Source organism: Vagococcus sp. 211 (assembly GCF_056322705.1).
Genome location: NZ_CM150475.1, coordinates 1375565 through 1395255, shown reverse-complemented (window position 1 = coordinate 1395255; position 19691 = coordinate 1375565). Strand labels below are relative to the sequence as shown.

Genomic DNA, 19691 nt, shown 5'->3' with positions numbered 1-19691 from the left:
ACATGTTGAACCAACAAATAAGAAATGATTTTCCTATCCTATTTCAAGAAGTGAACGATGAACCTCTTGTTTATTTGGATAGCGCTGCGACGACCCAAAAACCCAAACAGGTGATTAAGGCGATCACAGACTATTACGAACAAGACAATGCCAATGTCCACCGCGGAGTGCATACACTGGCAGAACGTGCTACCACATCATACGAAGGGGCACGTGAGAAGGTGAGAGCCTTTATCCATGCGAAGGAAACGGCGGAAGTCTTATTTACAAGAGGGACAACCACAAGTTTGAACTGGTTGGCTAAAAGTCTAGGGGATTTACTCGTTTCTGAGGGGGATGAGATTCTGATTACTCAGATGGAACATCACTCAAACGTGGTACCTTGGCAAGAGTTAGCCAAACGCAAAGGGGCAAAACTGGTTTACATCGATTTATTGGAAGATGGTCAATTAGATATGGAAGATGCCAAGGCAAAAATCACAGAGAAGACAAAAATCTTATCTGTGGCGCATATGTCTAACGTCTTAGGTGTGATTAATCCCGTTGCCATCCTTGGTGAGTGGGTGCACGAAAAAGGTGGGGTCATCGTCGTAGATGGGGCTCAATCTGTGCCACACATGGTCGTAGACGTGGCACAACTTAATTGCGATTTTCTTGCATTTAGTGGTCACAAAATGTGTGGGCCAACAGGCATCGGTGTACTTTACGGAAAACGTCAATGGTTAGATAAGATGGAACCTGTGGAGTATGGTGGCGAGATGATTGATTTTGTTTACCATGATCACAGTACTTGGACAGAGTTACCTTGGAAATTTGAAGCAGGCACACCCAACATCGTCGGTGCGATTGGTTTAGGTGCGGCCATTGATTATTTAGAAACCATTGGACTTGAAGCAATCGAAGCGCATGAAGCGGAGCTTGTAGCGTATGTGTTACCTAAATTATTAGAGATTGAAGGGGTAACGGTATATGGACCAAGTGATCCCGCTGTACACAGTGGTGTGATAGCCTTTAACATTGAAGGCTTGCACCCACATGACGTGTCAACGGCTCTTGATATGGAAGGCGTGGCCATTCGTGCCGGTCACCATTGTGCCCAACCATTGCTTTCTTATTTGGATGTGCAATCAACCGTCAGAGCAAGTTTTTATTTATACAATACAAAAGAAGATGCGGATCGCTTAATTGAAGCCATCTTAGCAACGAAGGAGTTTTTTAGCCATGGCCTTATCTAAATTAGACAATCTATACCGCCAAGTCATCTTGGATCATACCAATCACCCGCACAACAAAGGGATATTAGATGATTCAACAAGCCAAATTGAGTTGAATAATCCCACATGCGGCGATGTCATCCAACTGCAATTGAAAATCGTTGATGGTCTGGTAGAAGACGTTAAATTTGATGGTCATGGGTGCTCCATTAGTATGGCCAGTGCCAGCATGATGACAGTGGCTGTCAAAGGTAAAACCGAAAAAGAAGCCATTGAATTAATTGCTTCATTCTTGAATTTAGTTCAAGGAGAAGACGAGAAAAACAAAGGCTTAGGGGACGCGCGCATGTTAAGTGGTGTGGCGAAGTTTCCCGCTCGTATCAAATGTGCCACATTAGCGTGGAAAGCATTAGAACGAGGCATTGTGCAAGATAATATGACAACTGTCGAAGGACATATACATACTGAAGAATAGAGGAGTGTGACTTAAATGAGTGGTGTACCAGAACTAGAGGAGTATCAATTTGGTTTCCATGATGATGTAAAACCTGTCTTCAGTACAGGACAAGGGTTAACGGAAGAAGTCGTTCGTGAAATTTCTAAACGAAAAGATGAACCAGAATGGATGTTAGATTTCCGCCTTAAATCATTGGAAACATTTAATAAAATGCCTATGCAAACATGGGGACCTGATATATCAGATATCGATTTTGATAAAATCAAGTATTACCAACAAGCAAGTGACAAACCAGCGAGAGACTGGGAAGATGTACCAGATAAAATTAAAGAAACCTTTGAAAGAATTGGGATTCCAGAAGCAGAGCGTAAATACTTAGCCGGAGCTTCCGCTCAGTATGAATCAGAAGTGGTGTACCACAACATGAAGGAAGAGTTCCAAAAAATGGGCATTGTCTTCACTGATACAGATACAGCCCTTAAAGAATACCCAGAAATCTTCAAACAATACTTTTCTAAGTTAGTCCCACCAACGGACAACAAATTAGCGGCATTGAACTCGGCTGTATGGTCAGGTGGAACATTCATCTATGTACCAAAAGGTGTACGTATTGATGTCCCATTACAAACGTATTTCCGTATCAACGCTGAAAACACTGGACAATTCGAACGTACGTTAATCGTTGTTGACGAAGGCGCTAGCGTTCATTACGTGGAAGGCTGTACAGCACCGACTTATTCAAGCAATAGCTTACACGCTGCCATCGTAGAAATCTTTACATTAAAAGATGCTTACTGCCGTTATACAACCATCCAAAACTGGTCAGATAACGTGTATAACTTAGTAACAAAACGTGCTCGTGCCGAACAAGGCGCAACCATTGAATGGATTGATGGTAACTTAGGAGCAAAAACAACGATGAAATACCCAAGTGTGTTCCTTGAAGGGGAAGGCGCTCGTGGTACCATGTTATCTGTTGCCTTTGCTGGAGCTAACCAAATCCAAGATACAGGTGCTAAAATGATTCACAACGCGCCAAACACATCAAGCTCAATCGTATCTAAATCGATTGCTAAAGATGGTGGAGAAGTGAACTACCGTGGACAAGTAACCTTCGCTAAAGATAGTGCAGGATCAATTTCTCATATTGAGTGTGATACGATTATTATGGATGACTTATCTAAGAGTGATACGATTCCATTTAACGAAATTCACAACAGTCATGTGGCCCTTGAACACGAAGCCAAAGTATCAAAAATCTCAGAAGAACAGTTATACTATCTAATGAGTCGTGGTCTAACAGAAGAACAAGCGACAGAGATGATCGTTATGGGATTCGTTGAACCATTTACAAAAGAACTTCCTATGGAATATGCTGTTGAGTTGAATAGACTGATCAGTTATGAAATGGAAGGTAGTGTGGGATAACACTAACATCTAATCTAGAAACGTTGTTAATTCAATGTTTCTAGATTTTTTATATATCTGAAAATAAAAGTAGCACCAACGGGATTTTTAAAACAAACTTTTTTCTATTTTGGTGAATACACTTTTTTTTTCAATATTTTTTTGAATGAGATAGAAACCGCAAACAAGATGTTAGTAGTGTGTTTATTTGATATAATAATAGAAAAATAGTTATAAGTGTGATATTTATTCTTAGAAGTGTTTCAAGGGAAAATGAAAAGGTATATTGGAGCTGATTTTTTGGTACATGATATTAAAGATACTATGCTTTTGAATTCTGCTGTTGGTACAATATTTAATGAGTTAGAAAAATTAAGAAAATCAAGTAAAGAAAATCAAAAAATATTTCGTAAGCGTTGGATATGGGAATTAATACAAAATGCTAGTGATTGTTGCAGAGATGGAGAAAAAATTGATATAGAAATTAAATTTGATGGGCACTCCAAATTGTCTTTTGAACATAATGGTAAAGGTTTTAAAGAAGAAAATCTTTGGAGCATGGCCACACAAATTTCAAGTAAGCAGTCTGATGATAAAACTACAGGGCAATTTGGTACAGGATTTATTACAACGACTTTGCTTTCTCCAAAAATCACTATAGAAAGCTTTTTAGAAGATGATAACCGCCCATTTAATCTTGATTTAGATAGAACTGGACAATCTAGGGAAGACATTAGAGATTCAATAAAAGATAATATAGATTTAATTGAACAAATGACAAAACTAACAACAATAGAATATTTTGAAGAACGAAATTCAACCAAATTTATTTATGATTTAGAATATTCTGAAAATGTTGAAGAATCAATTGAAGCAATAGAATATGGGATTGAAAGTTTAGTTAATCATCTTAAATATTTGTTGAGCTTCAATAAAAAAATAGGCTCTATTAAGTATAATAAAAGTAAATATGAAGTGATAGAATTAAAAAAGAGCCAAATGCTCCCAAATGCTTTTATTACTACAGTTTCAAAATCTGGGTTGGATGAGAAGGAGAGTATTCTAACTTTAGAATTTTCTAAAGGCTCTATTGCAGTACCGATAAATGAAGAAAATAGTCGCCCCCGTTTTGAAGAAATTCCTGAAAATATAGCAAAACTTAATTGTAATTTTCCTTTAATTGGTTCAGAAAAGTATCCGTTTCCATTAGTATTGAATTCAAAAAAATTTAATGTTGAAATTGACAGAAATGGAATATTTGAATTAGATCCAGTTAATATGGCAATTATTGAAGAAGCTATATCACAATATAAAAAACTTCTCGATTGTTTTAAAAATAACCCAGAAAGAGATACGTTTAATTTATGTAAATTTGATCATTTACAAAATTCTGAGTATAAAAAGAAACTAGTTAGTCAGCTGGATTCTATAATATTGAATGAAGAAGTGATAAAGACGGTTACAGGAAGTCTATTACCAATTAAAGATTTTGAAGGAGAAATTCAAATATGTATACCAAATTCAACAACAGAAAAATTTAAAGAAAAAGTCTGGAAGCTCGTTTCTATGATTCCCAATATTAACATACCTGAATATCGGTTTATAGATGGTTGGAGAACTGTAATAAATAATGATATAACCTTAAAGTCTATTTCTGAAAAAGAGCTTAAAAATAAAACTATTCAGGAACTGGCAGACTGGGTAGGAGAAATTGATTATATAAATTGGCTAAATAATTATTATCAGTTGTTAAATGATCTGCTAGATAAAGGTTTTGAAGAATATTATATCCCGAACTCTGTTGGTGTTTTTTGCCGACCTAATGAGTTGATTTTAACAGAAAATCTTATGCCAGAATTAATTGAGATATGGACAACAATTAATAAAAGTAGACTAAAAAAAATTGTATTATCCGAAATAACGGTTCCTGAAAAATTTAAAAATATAATGATTAAGAAATCAAATGAAAGAATTTCTGAAGATATTTCGGATCATATTTATTCATTACTCTCAAAAGAGACTCAAGAAAATAGGACTATAGAAACCAACGAGTTATTTAATAAGGTTTTGAAGCTATTTGTACAGAAACCAGATGAATGTGCACAATTATTTTCATCTATATATGAGGAACGAACTAAACTTAGATCTAAACAATTTTCTGAACAACTTAACCATTTTGGAGATATAATTTCTGAAAAAAATATATCTATTGAAGATTTAAATACAATTGTTTCAAATGAACAATTTTTAGCTGAATTTCTAGATTTTGATGGAGAAATTACAGATGAAATGAAGCAACAATTTCAACATATATCTAAGCAATCTTATTATAGTAAGAAAAAAGTTGATGAATTAATTGAACGATCAACAAAAAATGTTTTTACTAAATTAACAAGTAATGTTAATTACTTTGTTCCGTCAACATTTGAAGAATGGCAAGAAAAAAAATTGTCTGACACTATTTTCAAAGCAACTAAGAATGACAATGAAATTTATATTGTGATACGACCAAGTGACGAAGATAAAATTATTTTCTATGAAGATAAAGAATTGAATGTACTAGATAGTAATAATTACGAGCTATGGACTGATAATGGTGAAAATGTAAAATTGGTAACTTTAGGAGATATTTTAAAGACTACAAAAATATCTGTTATTCCATTAAGAAATTTATATTAGGAGATTTGAAATGAACCTTAACTTAAAAGAATTATTAAAAGAGCAGAAGAGGGGAAATATTCGATATATTTATCCTGGTGAAGATATAGAGACGATTGCTAAAATGATTGCAGCACTTGCAAATATGAGAGGAGGAACTCTATTATTTGGTATTGAAGACGATGGCTGCGATTTACATTTCAAAGGCTACGCCTTTGAAACACCTGAAAAAAAGAAGTTAGTAGAAAAATTAAATGGATTTGAAGATTTTAAAATAAAAGAATTAAATGAAAATAACAAAATTATTTTACAGATTGATGTAGATATGAAAAGTGATGGAGTTAATTATGGAGGGATTTTCCCCATATTCTATAGTGACTATCATAATATGATGAAGGAAGCAGAGATTGTTAAAATATTTATTTCTTACAATCATAAAACTTCCCAGATGGCTGATATAGTTGAAGAAAATCTAAATGAAAAGTATAGGTACAAAGTGAAGATTAATCGAGATAACCAGTTAGTTTATCGAGATGACATTGAAAAGTACATGGATACAATAAAAGAAAATGATATAATTGTTTCATTAATAACAGATAACTATCTGAAGTCAGAAGCTTGTATGTATGAAGTAACAGAATTAATGAGAGATACTAGATATTCTGAAAAGTTAGCATTTATAATAATTAACGAGGCAGATTTAAAATACACTCCAAATGAAGCAGAAATTATCCCTAACATTTATGGTGAAAAACGATATGAGTATATTGAATATTGGGTTAACGAGAAAAGAAAATATAGTGATAGGTTAAAAAATCTTAGTGATTCATATACCTCTACTGTGGAGTTAAATGTGACAATTCGACGGATAGGTAGAATATGTGATGAAATTGGTTCATTTCTTGAGTTTTTAAATCGTTCAATGGGACAAAATTTTACGGCAATGCATAATAATAATTTTTTGGAGATAAAAAGCATGATTGACGTGAAAATTAATGAAGTTAATTTATGAAAAAAAACAAATCAATTGTGAATATTAATGGAAAAAAGCTAGTAATGCTTATACAACAGCATGGCTAGCTTCTTTTGATGTTTAGAAATAAAAGTAGCAACAATGAGCTTAATTAACAATGTGTGCTAAAGGAATGACTCCTTTTTGTTGGTAGTACTCATAATTGACTTTAGTTATAATAAATCCATAATCCCTTCTTGTTCTATCCAAAGGATGAGTCTCAGAACTTTTTAGAATATAGTATTTTAAATTCAAAGAATTACATAAAACATTAAGTTTTTTTCTGGAATCTTCAATTGTCCCACCAGTAAATTCAAAGAAAATTAATTTTTTATTATCGTTTTTTAAAATTAAAGGATATCTAACATATTCTAGTTGCAAGGTGTGTCATATGTTCTTCCGTTATTGTGATATGGTGAGTTTTCAAGTAGTTTGACTAAACTTGTAACACGTATATTTTTTTTTAACTTCTCTATTTCAAAGAGTGTAAATAATGTAACATAATCATTTCCAAGTAGTTCCCTCTCAGGCTCTTTTCCAAATCCATTCCCGAGGCAATAGCTTGGGAATGGATTTGTAATTATTTTTATAAGTCATAATGAGTTCTCCTTTTTAATTAAAATAGATTTTTTCTGATTCAATAAATTGAGCAAATTTATCAGCCTTATGTTCTTCTTGTTCTTGGAAGTAATAACTGTAAACTTGTTTAGTTATTTTTGAATCCTTGTGTCCAACGGAATATATAATATCTTCGAGCTTCATATCTGTCATCGCACATAGTGAAATAAGAAGAATGTTAAAAAAGTTTTAGTGAATACTCAATTAAACTATTTTAATAAAGAAGAAGCAACTGAAGTACGAGTTTTTTTAAAGAAATAGCAATTGAAAAATTCAAAAATGAGTATGAAAACTTAAAATAAGATAATAGAATTAAAGGAATTAAAGGAATTAAGAAGAAGTTCAAAATAGAATAGCTGAATTATGAAAGAGGTTTTTGCGGATTTAAATATTTTGTAAAGTTTGTCTCTTGTGTGCAACGAATATTAGAGTATTTAAGTAAAATAGTTTAGATATAAATAGTGATCAAATGAAGATTATGTAGATTGTTTATTATGAAGTAATATCATTAATTGGTTTTATTATTTATACAGAGAATAATGATCCGGATATGATGGCTGATAAAAGAAGTTGGATTACAAGTATAGAATTACCACTTACAGATTCAAATAAAAAAAGATTGCGCAGTTAGTAAAAGAAGAAGTCCTTGAAAAAATGTGGAGCATGTCAAATATAAAATACTTAAAGTAAGCGTAGGAAATTAATTTCCTTGACTAATCATACTGCGAAATTTCTTTTAAACAGGAATTTATTGAAACGAAAAGAGTGTAAGGTTTGCAGAATTATCTGCTTCAATCGGAATTGCTGGCATGGACTCAGGTAAGGTAGAGAGAAGTGAGATTGATATTATGATGACTACATTGGAAAAAAATAAATGACTGGGATTGAGCATAACACCCTTAGAAGTTTTCAGTTTTTTTAGATATGTGAAGTGCGGACTAAGCAGTCTAAACTGTTTTAAGAGAAGTAGTTATAGTGATAAGAATCTCTTTTGATTATGTTGGATAGAAGTTGCTAATTGACACATCTAAATGTAAGGGATTTCTTTGTGTCAGATGATGATAAAAGTTTAGCACGTAATCGTTGGAATTTTAAGTATCACATTATTTTTACCCAGAACTGTCGAAAAAAACTATAAGCAATCTCGGCGAGATATTAGCAAAGTTTTAAGGAAACTATGTGAAATGAAAGAAACAGAAGGAATAAAAGCTAATGCCACATCATCATATCGTCAAACTAATGCGTATTCCGCTTAGAATGGGTGCGTCAGGGTTTGTGGAGTTTCTAGAAGAGAGGTTAATTCATGAATAGTCGTAACTTGAAAAATAAATTTGGTACGAGTGGATTTTGGTTGAAAGACTACTATGTAAGTATGGTGGAACTTAATCGAAAAAACGCTTAAAAAGTACATTAGAGAACGAAAATTAAATGATAGAATTCAGGATAGTATAAGTAAATAAGAGTACTTGGATTCCTTTAAGAAGTGGATATTTACTATTTATAGATACACGTAAAAAATCTAGTTGTATTAATTAAGTTATATTATGGTTTTTTAATATCATTTTTGGAAAATTAATCTTTATATAGGTATTTCATCTTTCTATAACTTTACTTTTGATGTAGAAAGAGAAGGGAAGGTTTAATAAATTAACAGTCAATATGGACTATTTTTAATTTTTTATTGAATATTCAATAAAGAGAACCATTTAACGCGTTTTTAGTTAATTAGGTTCCTTCAAATCATAAATATATCTTGATATGATATGTCTATAAATAGAAAGGAGAAAGTATATGCAACTTAATGAACAATTGGAAGTAGAAAGAAAGAAAAAAGGTTTTTCTAAACAGCAATTAACAAAAATAGTTGAGGATGGAATAGGGATTAGTATTCAAGTTGATACGATTCGTAGGTGGGAGATTGGAGAGACAACAATTGATCCGAGAGTGTTAGCTTTTTTAAGCGAATTGTATGATATAACGATAGAGGATTTAGTTTCTGAAAACATAGAGCCGATTTTTGATGATAATGAAAAATATTATAAATTTGGAAAAGAGATAAGTGAATATTGTGTGATAGAGAATATCACGGAATTTATAACTAGATATGAAATAGTCAATAGTAATCATTGGATTGTAGCACCTAAATATGATTTAATTATGCGTTGCTATGAAGATTTTTTAAAAGACAATCAAGCCGATTATTTTGCTTGCAAAAATGCGTATCAATCTTGTAGTAGGTGGATGATGGATAAAAGAGTGAAGTATGTTGACGAAAATAGACTATATAGCAGAATATATAATGATAGTGCGGGATTTATTGGGATTAAAGATAAAAGAGACCCAGTGGATTATTTAGATTTATTAGAAGAATTAGAAGCAAGTCTAGATGATATTACAGGATATTTAGAATTGTTTGAAAAGGAAGGTTTTAACAGATGGGAATTCATTTGAAAATAATAGAAGAAAGAAAAAAACAAAATTTAACTCAAAATCAGTTAGCTGAAAAAGTAAATGTTTCGACAAGAACAATTGTAAAGTGGGAAAATGAAAATGTTATGCCATCATTGGAAAATTGTATAAAACTAAGAACGATATTCGGAGTTACTCTAGATTATCTACTACGAGATAGTATAGAATTAAAAAGTAAGTATGATGAATATGTAAAGTTAGGTGAGAAAATACTTATATTAGTAGGTAAAGATTACCCAATAGACTTTATTCAAAATTATTTCATTTGTTCTAGAGAACCAAGTATAATAATTCCCAAAAAAATAGCAGAAGATTTCATAAAAAACATAGCAAAAAAAATAAATAATACAGATTATCGTAATGAGAAAAAAGTTGAATCAATACATAATGAAATGAAAGACTTTTTATTATATTGGTATAAGTACAATAAAGGGAAGTTTTTACTTTCAAAAAACTTAAAAGCTAAGCTTTTAAGTTTGAATAGCGTTTCATATACGGAGGAAGAGATAGCAGAACAATTGAAAAATCCACTAGTTCAGGAAAAACCAATTTTATTGCTACGAAATTTAATAATTGGAAGATTGATAAAAGAATTTAATCTTTTAGAGCATAAAGTAGATGAGAATATAGATGAGGAACTGGACTATAATGGAGCAATCATGTGGCCAGTAGATAAATATAAATTATAAAAAATTAGTAAGGGAACTGGAAATAGGTCTATTGTTAGAAGTTAATATCTATTCGAACAATAAAAGGTGGCACAAAGAGTTTAATTGTAAATTTAAATAGATTGAGAAAAAGCAATCTTGTTATTGAACGTTTAAATCACAGTAGTTTAGAAAAGGATATTTTAGAAAAAGAAGTTATCTGTTTTTTCTAACACATGAATAAGAGATAATTAATTTTTTTAAATTTCAAATCATCAATTAAAGAAATCAATACTTTGCAAATTAAATATTGAGAATATATGTCATAAGGAGAAATAGAATGTACTTAAAAAGCCTATCTGTTAGAAATTATAGAAAATTTGGAGAAAATTCACAAAAAATAGAGTTTGCACATGAAACTTGGGCTGAAGAATTAAAACTAAATATAGAAAAGAAAAATGAGAGTGAAGAAGCAACAGAAAAATATATTTCTAAAAATTCCACATTAATGGTGGGTAAGAATAATTCAGGAAAAACTACTATTTTGTCTTTATTAAAATGTTTGAAAGATAAGAAAAGTGGATCATCAGACGTTTTCAAGCATACTGACTTTAATTTTAACTATCTACGTAAATGGTATAACGAGCATATCTGGATGAAAACTCAGGAGGAAATTAAAAATATTACTTCTCAGAACTTACCAATGTTAGAATTTAATTTAGAAATAGGTATTAATGATAAAGATGATGTAATTGGCAAGTTTGAAGATATTCTAATTGTCAGAGATGTAAAAAAAGAACCTGTTGAAGAAAATGAAGATGTAGCAGATGTAAATATACAAATAAAATATGAAATTAATAATAAAGTTAATTTTTTAGATTCATTAGCTAATTTAAATAAAGATGTAATGGTAAGGTTGTCTCAATTGGACTTATCTGTAGATGATATTGAAAAACTTTTTTCAAAAAATACTACTGAAGCTTCAATAAGGGAGCTAGAAAGTAAAGTCAGTGATAATGAAAAAATAAGAAGATTTATTAATTTTTTTGAAGAAGAAAATTTTAGGAATTATTTGCAACATTTTTGTGGTAAATACTATATTCTAAATTTCTACCCAGATGGTAGTGATGAACCAGCAAAAGATTTTACTTTATCTTCATTATTAAAAGTAAAAACGATTGCTGCGAATTCAGTAAAAGATGGTAAGACATTAACAAATGCATATAATAAAATCGTATCTACTTATATAAAAAATCATGAGACTGAAGATTTAGATAATTATATCTATCAATTAAATTACCAAACTAAAAACATTGTTGATGATAACATTACAAAAATTTTACAAGATGCAGTAACAAGCGTAGAATCAGCTAAAAATTTAAAGATGAACTTAAAACCAGACATCAATTTGCCAACAATTTTTAATCATAGCATTATTTATGAATACCAAGAGAATGAAAATTATATTCCTGAAAATCAATTTGGTCTAGGATATACTAATTTAATGGTTATAATCTCTGAGATTGTTGATTATATTGAATTGTATGGGAAAGAAGATGTAAATGGTGCAATTAATATTCTGTGTATTGAAGAGCCAGAATCATTTATGCATCCTCAAATGCAAGAGCTTTTTATTAAAAATATTTCTAAGGCCATTGCTAAATTACTAGGAAGTAAAAATGAAAATAAATTAGATACTTTTCAAATAATTATAACAACTCATTCTTCTTCTATTTTAAATAGCAAAATTCACTCTGGAAATACTTTAAATAATATTGTTTATCTAGGATATGACAATAAAAATGAAATTACTGTACAGAATATAAGAGACGAAGAATTAACTTCAAAAATGAAAATCGATTTAGGAATTTTTGAATATATAAAAAAATATTTAAGGTTAGAAGCTTCAGATATTTTTTTCGCGGATGCAGTAGTATTAGTTGAAGGAGTATCCGAAGAGACGTATTTGAGATATCTTATTGATAATGATGAAATTTTGAACAAACATCATTTAAAAATTTATAGAATTGATGGTGCCTATGCACATCAATTTACAACTTTATTAACTTTACTGAAGATAAAAACAATAATTTTTACTGACTTAGATTTGAAACGTTCTGAGGAAGAGAAGACAGTGAAATTGAGTAAAGTTGATGCAGAAGATCGTATTCCTGAGCCAATAACAGATTTAAAGTACCGTGTTAATTCTGACGCGTATATCACTACTAATCAGTCATTACTAGCTTTTATAAAAAAAGAGAATCTGAATGAAACTGCTGATGATAAGAAAAGAATCAGTAACTTCATCATAGATCATATTGATGAAATGGAATCATTAAAAATATCTCATTGTAATGTATCACTTTTCACTCAAGGAAAAATTAATGGAAACTATGCAACAAGTTTTGAAGAAGCAATAGTATTGACTAATTCTAAGAATAATAATGACGAATTTAAAAATAAGAAATCATTGATAAAGCTTTTACAGTATGTTCATCCCAAAATGAAATACTTTAAAGATATCAATGAAGACTTTGAAATTGTAAATTATTCTTATATGTATCAAGTTAAATTATCTGATGGAAAGTCTAAATTTTCAACAGGATTAGTTTTTCTTAATACAACAGAGCCTGAGTTTGAAATACGAATCCCACAATATATCGAACTTGGATTACAAGAACTGAAGGAACATTTTTGGGAGGAGACAAATGACTCGATTGATTAGTGAAGAAAACAGAGAAAAAGAGATAGAGATACAAAATCAAATAAACGAAAGTTTAGAGAATTTTAAAAGTTTTTATTTTGATGCCGGTGCGGGTGCTGGAAAAACGTACTCGTTACAAAAATCAATTGAGTATATATTAGAGAATAAAACTGATGAATTATTTCGCGCGAAGCAAAAAATATTATGTATAACATATACTAACTCAGCCAAAAATGAAATTTTAAAAAGGATTGGGCAAAATTCACTTATTATTGTATCGACGATACATGAATTTCTGTGGAGGTTTATAGCAAATCAACAGCCATTATTAATGAATGAACATCAGAAAAAAATAGAAGAAGAATTGGAAAAAATAGAAGAAAATTTATCTAAACTAGAAATATATACTGAATGTGATGATGAAGAGAATTTTAAAAAGATAGTCTTAGATCAAAAATTTCTTGATGTATTCTATAAATACTATAGTGAGCCAGCACCAATTTTTAAAGCAGCAATAATGGACACTGGAAAGATTGATACAAAAATCTTGAGAAATGTATCCAATTTTAAAAAAATTATATCAAACTTAAGGAATAAGGAAAAGCTGAAGGAAACATTAGAGAATAATTCCAATAAAGGAAAAAATAAAGTGAAGTACAATCCAATTCGTAATAGAGATGATCTCAATTTATTTATTATTAGTCATGACACGTTACTTGACTATGCTTATTCGATTATTAGAGATAATAATATCTTAAAAAGATTATTTTACGATAAATATCCTTATGTTTTAATTGATGAATATCAAGATACTGATAGAAGGGTTGTTGATATCTTTGCTAGTATCTTAGATTATTCAAGAGAAAGAAAGACCAACTTTTTGATAGGATATTATGGCGATCATATGCAAAATATTTATGAAAGTGGAGTTGGCAGATTAGATACAATAGTTAAAGATTTTACTCCAATAAAAAAGACATTTAATCGTAGATCTTCGTCACAGATTGTTAAGCTCATTGAAAAGATAAGAAATGATGGTTTTGGACAAGAAAGTATCTATGAAAATTTTAATGAAGGTGAGCATAGGTTATATCATACAAATATTAAGTTGAAAAATCTATCTAGTTTTTTATCACAGAAAGAAATAGATCAAGATTGTGCAATTTTATTTTTAAAGAATGATAATATAGTAAAAGAAAGAGAATTTAAAAATTTATTAAATAAAATCCGAGAATTTCCAAGATTTAGTGGTCAGAATTACAATAATATTGGTTCAGAATTTTTGTCAAATAATCTACAAAACATGGGATGGTTTTTAAGAGATATACTCAACTTTATAGACCTTATAGAAAAAGTGAAAAATGAGGATTCTACAGTAAAGATGGTTACAAATTTCATAGAAGAACCTAGAAAAATTACTTATGATTTTTTTATTCAATTTATTAAAGGAATCGAATCTATAAAGTCTACAAAGCTTGGTGACTTTATAAAAGAATTTGGAAAACTACAAATCAATAATAATAAATATACAGAAAATAATTTTGAACTTAGTTTGATTTTGAAAAATATTTTTTCGATTGATTCTGCTAATAATTACATGGAGCAAATAAAAAAACGGGCACATGACTATTTCTATTTTACTCATGAAGATGACGATAAAGAAAGGGATATGAGTAATATAAATACCTTCTTTGATTTAGAGATAAAAGAGTTTTTTCATTGGTATGAATATATTTATTCCAATGAAGAAGTAAAAGACATAAATTATTATACGTTACATGGATCAAAAGGGCGGGAATTTGATAATGTAGTTATTGTACTTGAAAATAATTTTGCGAATAGGAAAGATTATGTCCAATTTTTCTTTAAAAATTATGGAAATCTGTATTTAACGGAAGAAGAGATTACTAGATTTAATAGTGTTAGAAATTTATTATATGTTGCTTGTTCAAGAGCACGTAAAAATCTGTATGTTATTTATATTTCGGAAGATTTACAACAAAAAGAAAAAGAAAATATAGTTGAGATTTTTGGAAAAATAAAGCTTTTTTAATAATGCTTCAAAGTATACTTATATTGGCTTTGAAATAGAAAAATAGACTGTACTTTTGCCACTTATTAAAAGTTTTAATTGTAGTGATACTGATATCAATCTTTAGAATTAATATGAATAATCATATCGATAGATGAAGTGAATTTGGTACATTTTTCTTCGAAAACTAACACCGAAACTAGCACCAATGCTGAAAAATTATGAAGAATGGATAGAAGCTTATAGGAATGCAAACGCTGATATGATAGCGTTTACAATCTGTTGGGTTCATCAGAATCCCTCTCTTTTTGCTGGAATGGTCAGTGGGATAACACTAATAGATAAGCTATAAACGTTGTTAATTCAATGTTTATAGCTTATTTTTTTAAAAATATGTGGGGTCTGTGAAAAGGCCTGTATATGTCTGTAAAACTATACGAAATTTTTAAATTAGTAGTAGGAATTTTTTAGTTGAATCTCTCTGTGCTAGTTAAATATAAATATTCCTATACAACTGATAAATTTTACTAGACAGGTGAAACGTTCTTAAATATATAAAAAAAGGGTGATGAATCATAATTTGATCCATCACCCTTTTAAATTATACTCATTTTTATCTAATTTGTATTACTTTTAATAATTTGAATCAATCTCTTTTAATTCTTCACCTATACGTTTTACTATTCCAGTTACAAGTGCATTTCCCATAAAGAACATTCTCATTCGATAAGAAACCTCAACTAATTCGCCATTAGAGGTCTTTTTATACTTAGTCCAGTCATCTGGGAAATCTTGCATTCTTTCTGCTTCAATCGGAGTAATTAGCCTATACTGATTATCAATATTTAACAGGTGGGTAGAACGATTAACTGAACCTTCAGAAGTCAACATGGTTCTTCCTGGTAAATCTAATGAATCAAATGGACTCATACCACCTTCAGAAAAAGTATATTGATGGCCGTCAGCTGATGTACGTAGTATCTTTTTTGGTCCTCTTAAATATTTAAATTTTTCAAGTTTTTCACCCGTAACATACAGATTTTCAGGTACTTCATTATCTGGAACAAGAATATCAGCTAAAGTGATAGGTTGTTCCGCAAAGGTGGGTTCAGTATCAATTGAATAGTACTTACCATGTCTCATAATCCCAGTATTCCATATTTGACCAACAAAAGTATCAGATATTTCAACTATATCAGAAGATAGTTCTCCATAAGCATGACGATCTTTATAAGCTATATTGGATACAGGAAATTGTCTAGCAAAAAGGCCCTTTTTAAATATATAGTCTTCGTATAAAGTAACTTCATCATTAAGAATATTATCATGAGGTAAAGTTCCCTCTTTTGTGTCCCAATGTTTAGCCCAACCTGTATCGTTACGATAAACAAAGAAGAAAACACGCCTTCTTCTTTGAGCTCTTCCGTAATCAGCTGCGTTGATAACTCGCCATTCAACAGAATAACCAAGTTCATTAAAGGCGGCAAGCATAATAGCGAAGTCACGTCCGCGTTGTTTTGATGGCGATTTTAACAGACGATCAACGTTTTCCAAGATAAGGTACTTAGGTTTAATGTGTTTGGTTGCTCTTATTATTTCCCAAAAGAGAACCCCTTTTTTACCTTCAATTCCCATTTCATGTTTCTTGCTACGTGCAACAGAGTAGTCTTGACATGGAAATCCCCCAACAATCATATCTACTCCATTTTCTTTCATTTCAATAAATTTGTCGTCTTTTATAGTAGAGACATCGTCTGGAATATGTTCCATATTAGGAAAACGATATAACCCAACCTCAAAAGCATCTTGAGATTTTCTAGATGGCTCATACTGATTTGAATAAAGTGTTTGGAAATACGAAGGATCAGCATCATTTAAGCCGATGATAAATCCCCCGACACCATCAAACATTGAAAAAACTTTCATAAAAATTCTCCTAACTAAAATAAGAACATATTTTCGATTTGCATTGCTTATTATAACGTAAAACACACAAGAGATCAAGTCTAAAGATCCCCTAGCTTAATTAAATTAACTTAGTTATACTATTAGTTAAAAAGGGGTAAATAAATGAGTGTCTATTTATATTCTAAAGATTGGTCCATATCGGACATTTTAGTAGCATCCGAAAAATTAGAAGGTAAAAGCTTAAGTGAGTTGGATCAAAGCGGCTGGTTGGAAAATGGTGGTAATAAAGGCCGCATAGGTAATATGATTCAATCTGATTATTTTGGTATTCCAGCTAATTCAGATAGAGGTGCTGATTTTACTTATCATGGTATTGAATTAAAAGTAACACCTGTTAAAAAGGTCAAGAATGGAAAATTGTATTCTTCAAAAGAAAGATTAGTTTTAGGAATGATCAATTATATGAATGATTATAAAATTGAGTTCAAAGATAGTCTACCTAATAAGAAAACCAAGAGTATGCTATTAATTTTTTACCTTCATGAAGAAAATACGCCAGTAAATGAATTTAAAGTTTTAAAATCTGTATTATTTAATTTACCAGAAGAAGACAAAGAAATAGTACAAATTGATTATGAGCAGATAACATCAATGATTGAAAGTGGACGAGCTCATGAAATAACAGAAAAAGATCAAAAATACTTAGGTGCATGTACAAAGGGGCAAGGAAAAGGTAAAGATTTAGTAAAACAGCCTTTTTCAGATGAAGATGCCAAATCAAGAGCCTACTCATATAAAGTCGGATACATGAGTTCTTACTTTAGAAAGCTAATGACACCAGAAGAAATTACGCATATTTTAGTTCCTCAAAAGAAATCATTTGAAGAAACTATTACCTCAACTCTTGATAAGTATATAGGTAAAGAAGATATCGTAATAACCAACCAAACAGGCTGTAAAACAAAGAGAACATCTAAAAGCTACCACTTTGATGTAATGAGTTCCATGTTCCAAACAAATGGTAAAAACGTTAATCAAACAGAAGAATTCACAAAAGAGGGGTATGCAATTAAAACAGTTCGTAATCGTTTTGATGAGTCTAAAAATCAAGATATGTCATTCCCTAACCTAGACTTTACAGAATTATCATATGATGACTTTGAAGAATCGAGTTGGTACTCAATGTTTGCTGAAACGAAGTATGTTTTAGCTATTTGGGATGAATTTGAAGAAGGAAGATATAGATTTGTTGGCTATAAAATCTGGAAGCCTGATCAAGCATTAATTGACCAAGCTGAGAGGTTATTTAACCATATTCAAGAAATGCTGCAAAATGATAGAGTTGAAGTTTATAACGAGGGTAAAACACGTCACCAAACCTGGCGAGATAACTTACCTAAAAAAGATACATATGAACCATTTCAAGTTAGACCTAAAGGTAGCGGTGAAAGTGTGATAATTCGTATGCCTATTACAACAAAAGAAATAAAAAGGAAAGCCTTAATGATTAATCGTGATTACATTGTTGATATTATAAAAAATACTTAGTTGAACATAGAAAGGGGAAATTTAATTGTTTATAGGAACAAAGTTTTATTATAAAATTTTGTATTATTTAACAGCAATGGCTCCTTCTTATGTATTAAAAAGGATTTATTATTTTTATCAATAGCTACTAATTCGATAATTAAAGATAGACCTTTGATTAAATTATCAGTTACAAAAGAGATAACAATTGAACGCTTAATTTCTGGAGATGTCGAAATTACAATTTAATGCGATATAATTAATATTAAGATTAATTTGAAAGTTATGTGACCTTAAACTGTCCCGGATAAGATCTTAAACATAATGATAATTGAGGTTAAATCAAGTTAATTAATAACGTTGGTTTAGAAGGGTCAGTAGGGTAATAAAAAAAGACTATAAATGCTGGATTATCAGCGCTTATAGTCTTTTTTTATTACTTTAACTTTATGATTAGATCGTTTTTGATTAAAAGTATTATGGGCGCAACATGTCCTTTTCTTCCCATGCAGTAATTAAACGATGTAGACGTCGTAGTTGTGTTTCTTCTTTTTTAGCACTCATTACCCACCAAATAGAATCTCTTCTATAAGAAGGCGGCAGTTGGTTGTAAAATTCAAGTGCTTTTGTATTTTTTTAATGTTATCTAGATAGTCTTTTGATAACTTTGCATTTATTTGTGCGTATGAATAGCCGACTTGATCTTTTCTTTGATTGAAAACAACTAATCCTTCAGGTCTCATATGATTCAGTTCAATTAATTTGTGAACTTTATCCACATTAACTTTACTCCAAACGCTATTAGGCTTACGAGGTGTGTAGCGGATTTTATAACTCTCATCATCAATCGTTTTACGGATGCCATCAATCCAGCCAAAAGCAAGTGCGCAATCGACTGATTCAGACCAAGTGATACTGACTTTTTTAGATTTTTTCTTGTAAAAACCTAGCCAAATTTCATTAGATGATTGGTGATTAACTTCTAACCAATTAGTAAATTCAGTTTTGTTTTCAAAAAATAAACGCTCATTCATGTTT

13 protein-coding genes and 1 pseudogene are annotated in these 19691 nt (G+C 30.5%); 11 read left to right on the top strand and 3 right to left on the bottom strand.

Annotation, left to right across the window (positions count from 1 at the left end):
* Positions 1-2 precede the first annotated feature (2 nt).
* The 10 genes and pseudogenes from ACVWM0_RS06845 (at position 3) to ACVWM0_RS06800 (ending at position 15239) form a co-directional block, all read left to right on the top strand.
* The gene (locus tag ACVWM0_RS06845; protein ID WP_476471898.1) at positions 3-1235 is read left to right on the top strand and encodes a cysteine desulfurase; all 1233 of its coding nucleotides are present in this window, start codon (positions 3-5) and stop codon (positions 1233-1235) included.
* On the top strand, positions 1222-1689 hold the full coding sequence (gene sufU, locus ACVWM0_RS06840) for a Fe-S cluster assembly sulfur transfer protein SufU (RefSeq protein WP_476471897.1): 468 nt from the start codon (positions 1222-1224) through the stop codon (positions 1687-1689). Before ACVWM0_RS06845 ends, sufU begins: the two co-directional genes overlap by 14 nt.
* A 15-nt stretch (positions 1690-1704) precedes the next feature.
* The gene (gene sufB, locus ACVWM0_RS06835) at positions 1705-3099 is read left to right on the top strand and encodes a Fe-S cluster assembly protein SufB (protein ID WP_476471896.1); all 1395 of its coding nucleotides are present in this window, start codon (positions 1705-1707) and stop codon (positions 3097-3099) included.
* Positions 3100-3378: 279 nt separating this feature from the next.
* On the top strand, positions 3379-5757 hold the full coding sequence (locus ACVWM0_RS06830; RefSeq protein WP_476471895.1) for an ATP-binding protein: 2379 nt from the start codon (positions 3379-3381) through the stop codon (positions 5755-5757).
* Between the two features lie 10 nt (positions 5758-5767).
* Complete coding sequence (locus ACVWM0_RS06825) at positions 5768-6748, top strand: TIR domain-containing protein (protein WP_476471894.1); 981 nt, start codon at positions 5768-5770, stop codon at positions 6746-6748.
* A gap of 1666 nt (positions 6749-8414) precedes the next feature.
* Positions 8415-8826, top strand: a pseudogene (locus tag ACVWM0_RS06820) (transposase).
* A 331-nt stretch (positions 8827-9157) separates the two neighbouring features.
* Positions 9158-9817 carry a helix-turn-helix transcriptional regulator gene (locus ACVWM0_RS06815; protein ID WP_476471893.1) on the top strand — a complete coding sequence of 220 codons (660 nt, stop codon included), beginning with the start codon at positions 9158-9160 and terminating at the stop codon, positions 9815-9817.
* Entirely contained in the window at positions 9802-10524 is a 723-nt protein-coding gene (locus ACVWM0_RS06810) for a helix-turn-helix domain-containing protein (RefSeq protein WP_476471892.1), read from the top strand. The genes ACVWM0_RS06815 and ACVWM0_RS06810 overlap by 16 nt, the downstream gene beginning before the upstream one ends.
* A gap of 298 nt (positions 10525-10822) precedes the next feature.
* Positions 10823-13207 carry an AAA family ATPase gene (locus ACVWM0_RS06805; RefSeq protein WP_476471891.1) on the top strand — a complete coding sequence of 795 codons (2385 nt, stop codon included), beginning with the start codon at positions 10823-10825 and terminating at the stop codon, positions 13205-13207.
* A complete protein-coding gene (locus ACVWM0_RS06800; protein ID WP_476471890.1) occupies positions 13191-15239 on the top strand; it encodes a UvrD-helicase domain-containing protein in 2049 nt (682 codons plus the stop codon). The genes ACVWM0_RS06805 and ACVWM0_RS06800 overlap by 17 nt, the downstream gene beginning before the upstream one ends.
* A 612-nt stretch (positions 15240-15851) precedes the next feature.
* Here ACVWM0_RS06800 and dcm read toward each other — a convergent pair.
* The gene (gene dcm, locus ACVWM0_RS06795; RefSeq protein ID WP_476471889.1) at positions 15852-17144 is read right to left on the bottom strand and encodes a DNA (cytosine-5-)-methyltransferase; all 1293 of its coding nucleotides are present in this window, start codon (positions 17142-17144) and stop codon (positions 15852-15854) included.
* Positions 17145-17288: 144 nt separating this feature from the next.
* On the opposite strand from dcm, the gene ACVWM0_RS06790 reads away from it, so the two are divergent.
* Positions 17289-18674 carry a Sau3AI family type II restriction endonuclease gene (locus ACVWM0_RS06790; RefSeq protein ID WP_476471888.1) on the top strand — a complete coding sequence of 462 codons (1386 nt, stop codon included), beginning with the start codon at positions 17289-17291 and terminating at the stop codon, positions 18672-18674.
* Positions 18675-19130: 456 nt separating this feature from the next.
* Here the strand turns inward: ACVWM0_RS06790 and ACVWM0_RS06785 are convergent, their stop codons facing one another.
* On the bottom strand, positions 19131-19229 hold the full coding sequence (locus ACVWM0_RS06785) for a hypothetical protein (RefSeq protein ID WP_476473683.1): 99 nt from the start codon (positions 19227-19229) through the stop codon (positions 19131-19133).
* Positions 19217-19687 carry a YdeI/OmpD-associated family protein gene (locus ACVWM0_RS06780; protein WP_476471887.1) on the bottom strand — a complete coding sequence of 157 codons (471 nt, stop codon included), beginning with the start codon at positions 19685-19687 and terminating at the stop codon, positions 19217-19219. The genes ACVWM0_RS06785 and ACVWM0_RS06780 overlap by 13 nt, the downstream gene beginning before the upstream one ends.
* Positions 19688-19691 lie beyond the last annotated feature (4 nt).

Bases quoted from the DNA above. Each gene is read 5' to 3' on its own strand.
- ACVWM0_RS06845 (WP_476471898.1), top strand. From the start codon at position 3: ATGTTGAACCAACAAATAAGAAATGATTTTCCTATCCTATTTCAAGAA.
- sufU (WP_476471897.1), top strand. From the start codon at position 1,222: ATGGCCTTATCTAAATTAGACAATCTATACCGCCAAGTCATCTTGGAT.
- sufB (WP_476471896.1), top strand. From the start codon at position 1,705: ATGAGTGGTGTACCAGAACTAGAGGAGTATCAATTTGGTTTCCATGAT.
- ACVWM0_RS06825 (WP_476471894.1), top strand. From the start codon at position 5,768: ATGAACCTTAACTTAAAAGAATTATTAAAAGAGCAGAAGAGGGGAAAT.
- ACVWM0_RS06815 (WP_476471893.1), top strand. From the start codon at position 9,158: ATGCAACTTAATGAACAATTGGAAGTAGAAAGAAAGAAAAAAGGTTTT.
- ACVWM0_RS06810 (WP_476471892.1), top strand. From the start codon at position 9,802: ATGGGAATTCATTTGAAAATAATAGAAGAAAGAAAAAAACAAAATTTA.
- ACVWM0_RS06805 (WP_476471891.1), top strand. From the start codon at position 10,823: ATGTACTTAAAAAGCCTATCTGTTAGAAATTATAGAAAATTTGGAGAA.
- ACVWM0_RS06800 (WP_476471890.1), top strand. From the start codon at position 13,191: ATGACTCGATTGATTAGTGAAGAAAACAGAGAAAAAGAGATAGAGATA.
- dcm (WP_476471889.1), bottom strand. From the start codon at position 17,144: ATGAAAGTTTTTTCAATGTTTGATGGTGTCGGGGGATTTATCATCGGC.
- ACVWM0_RS06790 (WP_476471888.1), top strand. From the start codon at position 17,289: ATGAGTGTCTATTTATATTCTAAAGATTGGTCCATATCGGACATTTTA.
- ACVWM0_RS06780 (WP_476471887.1), bottom strand. From the start codon at position 19,687: ATGAATGAGCGTTTATTTTTTGAAAACAAAACTGAATTTACTAATTGG.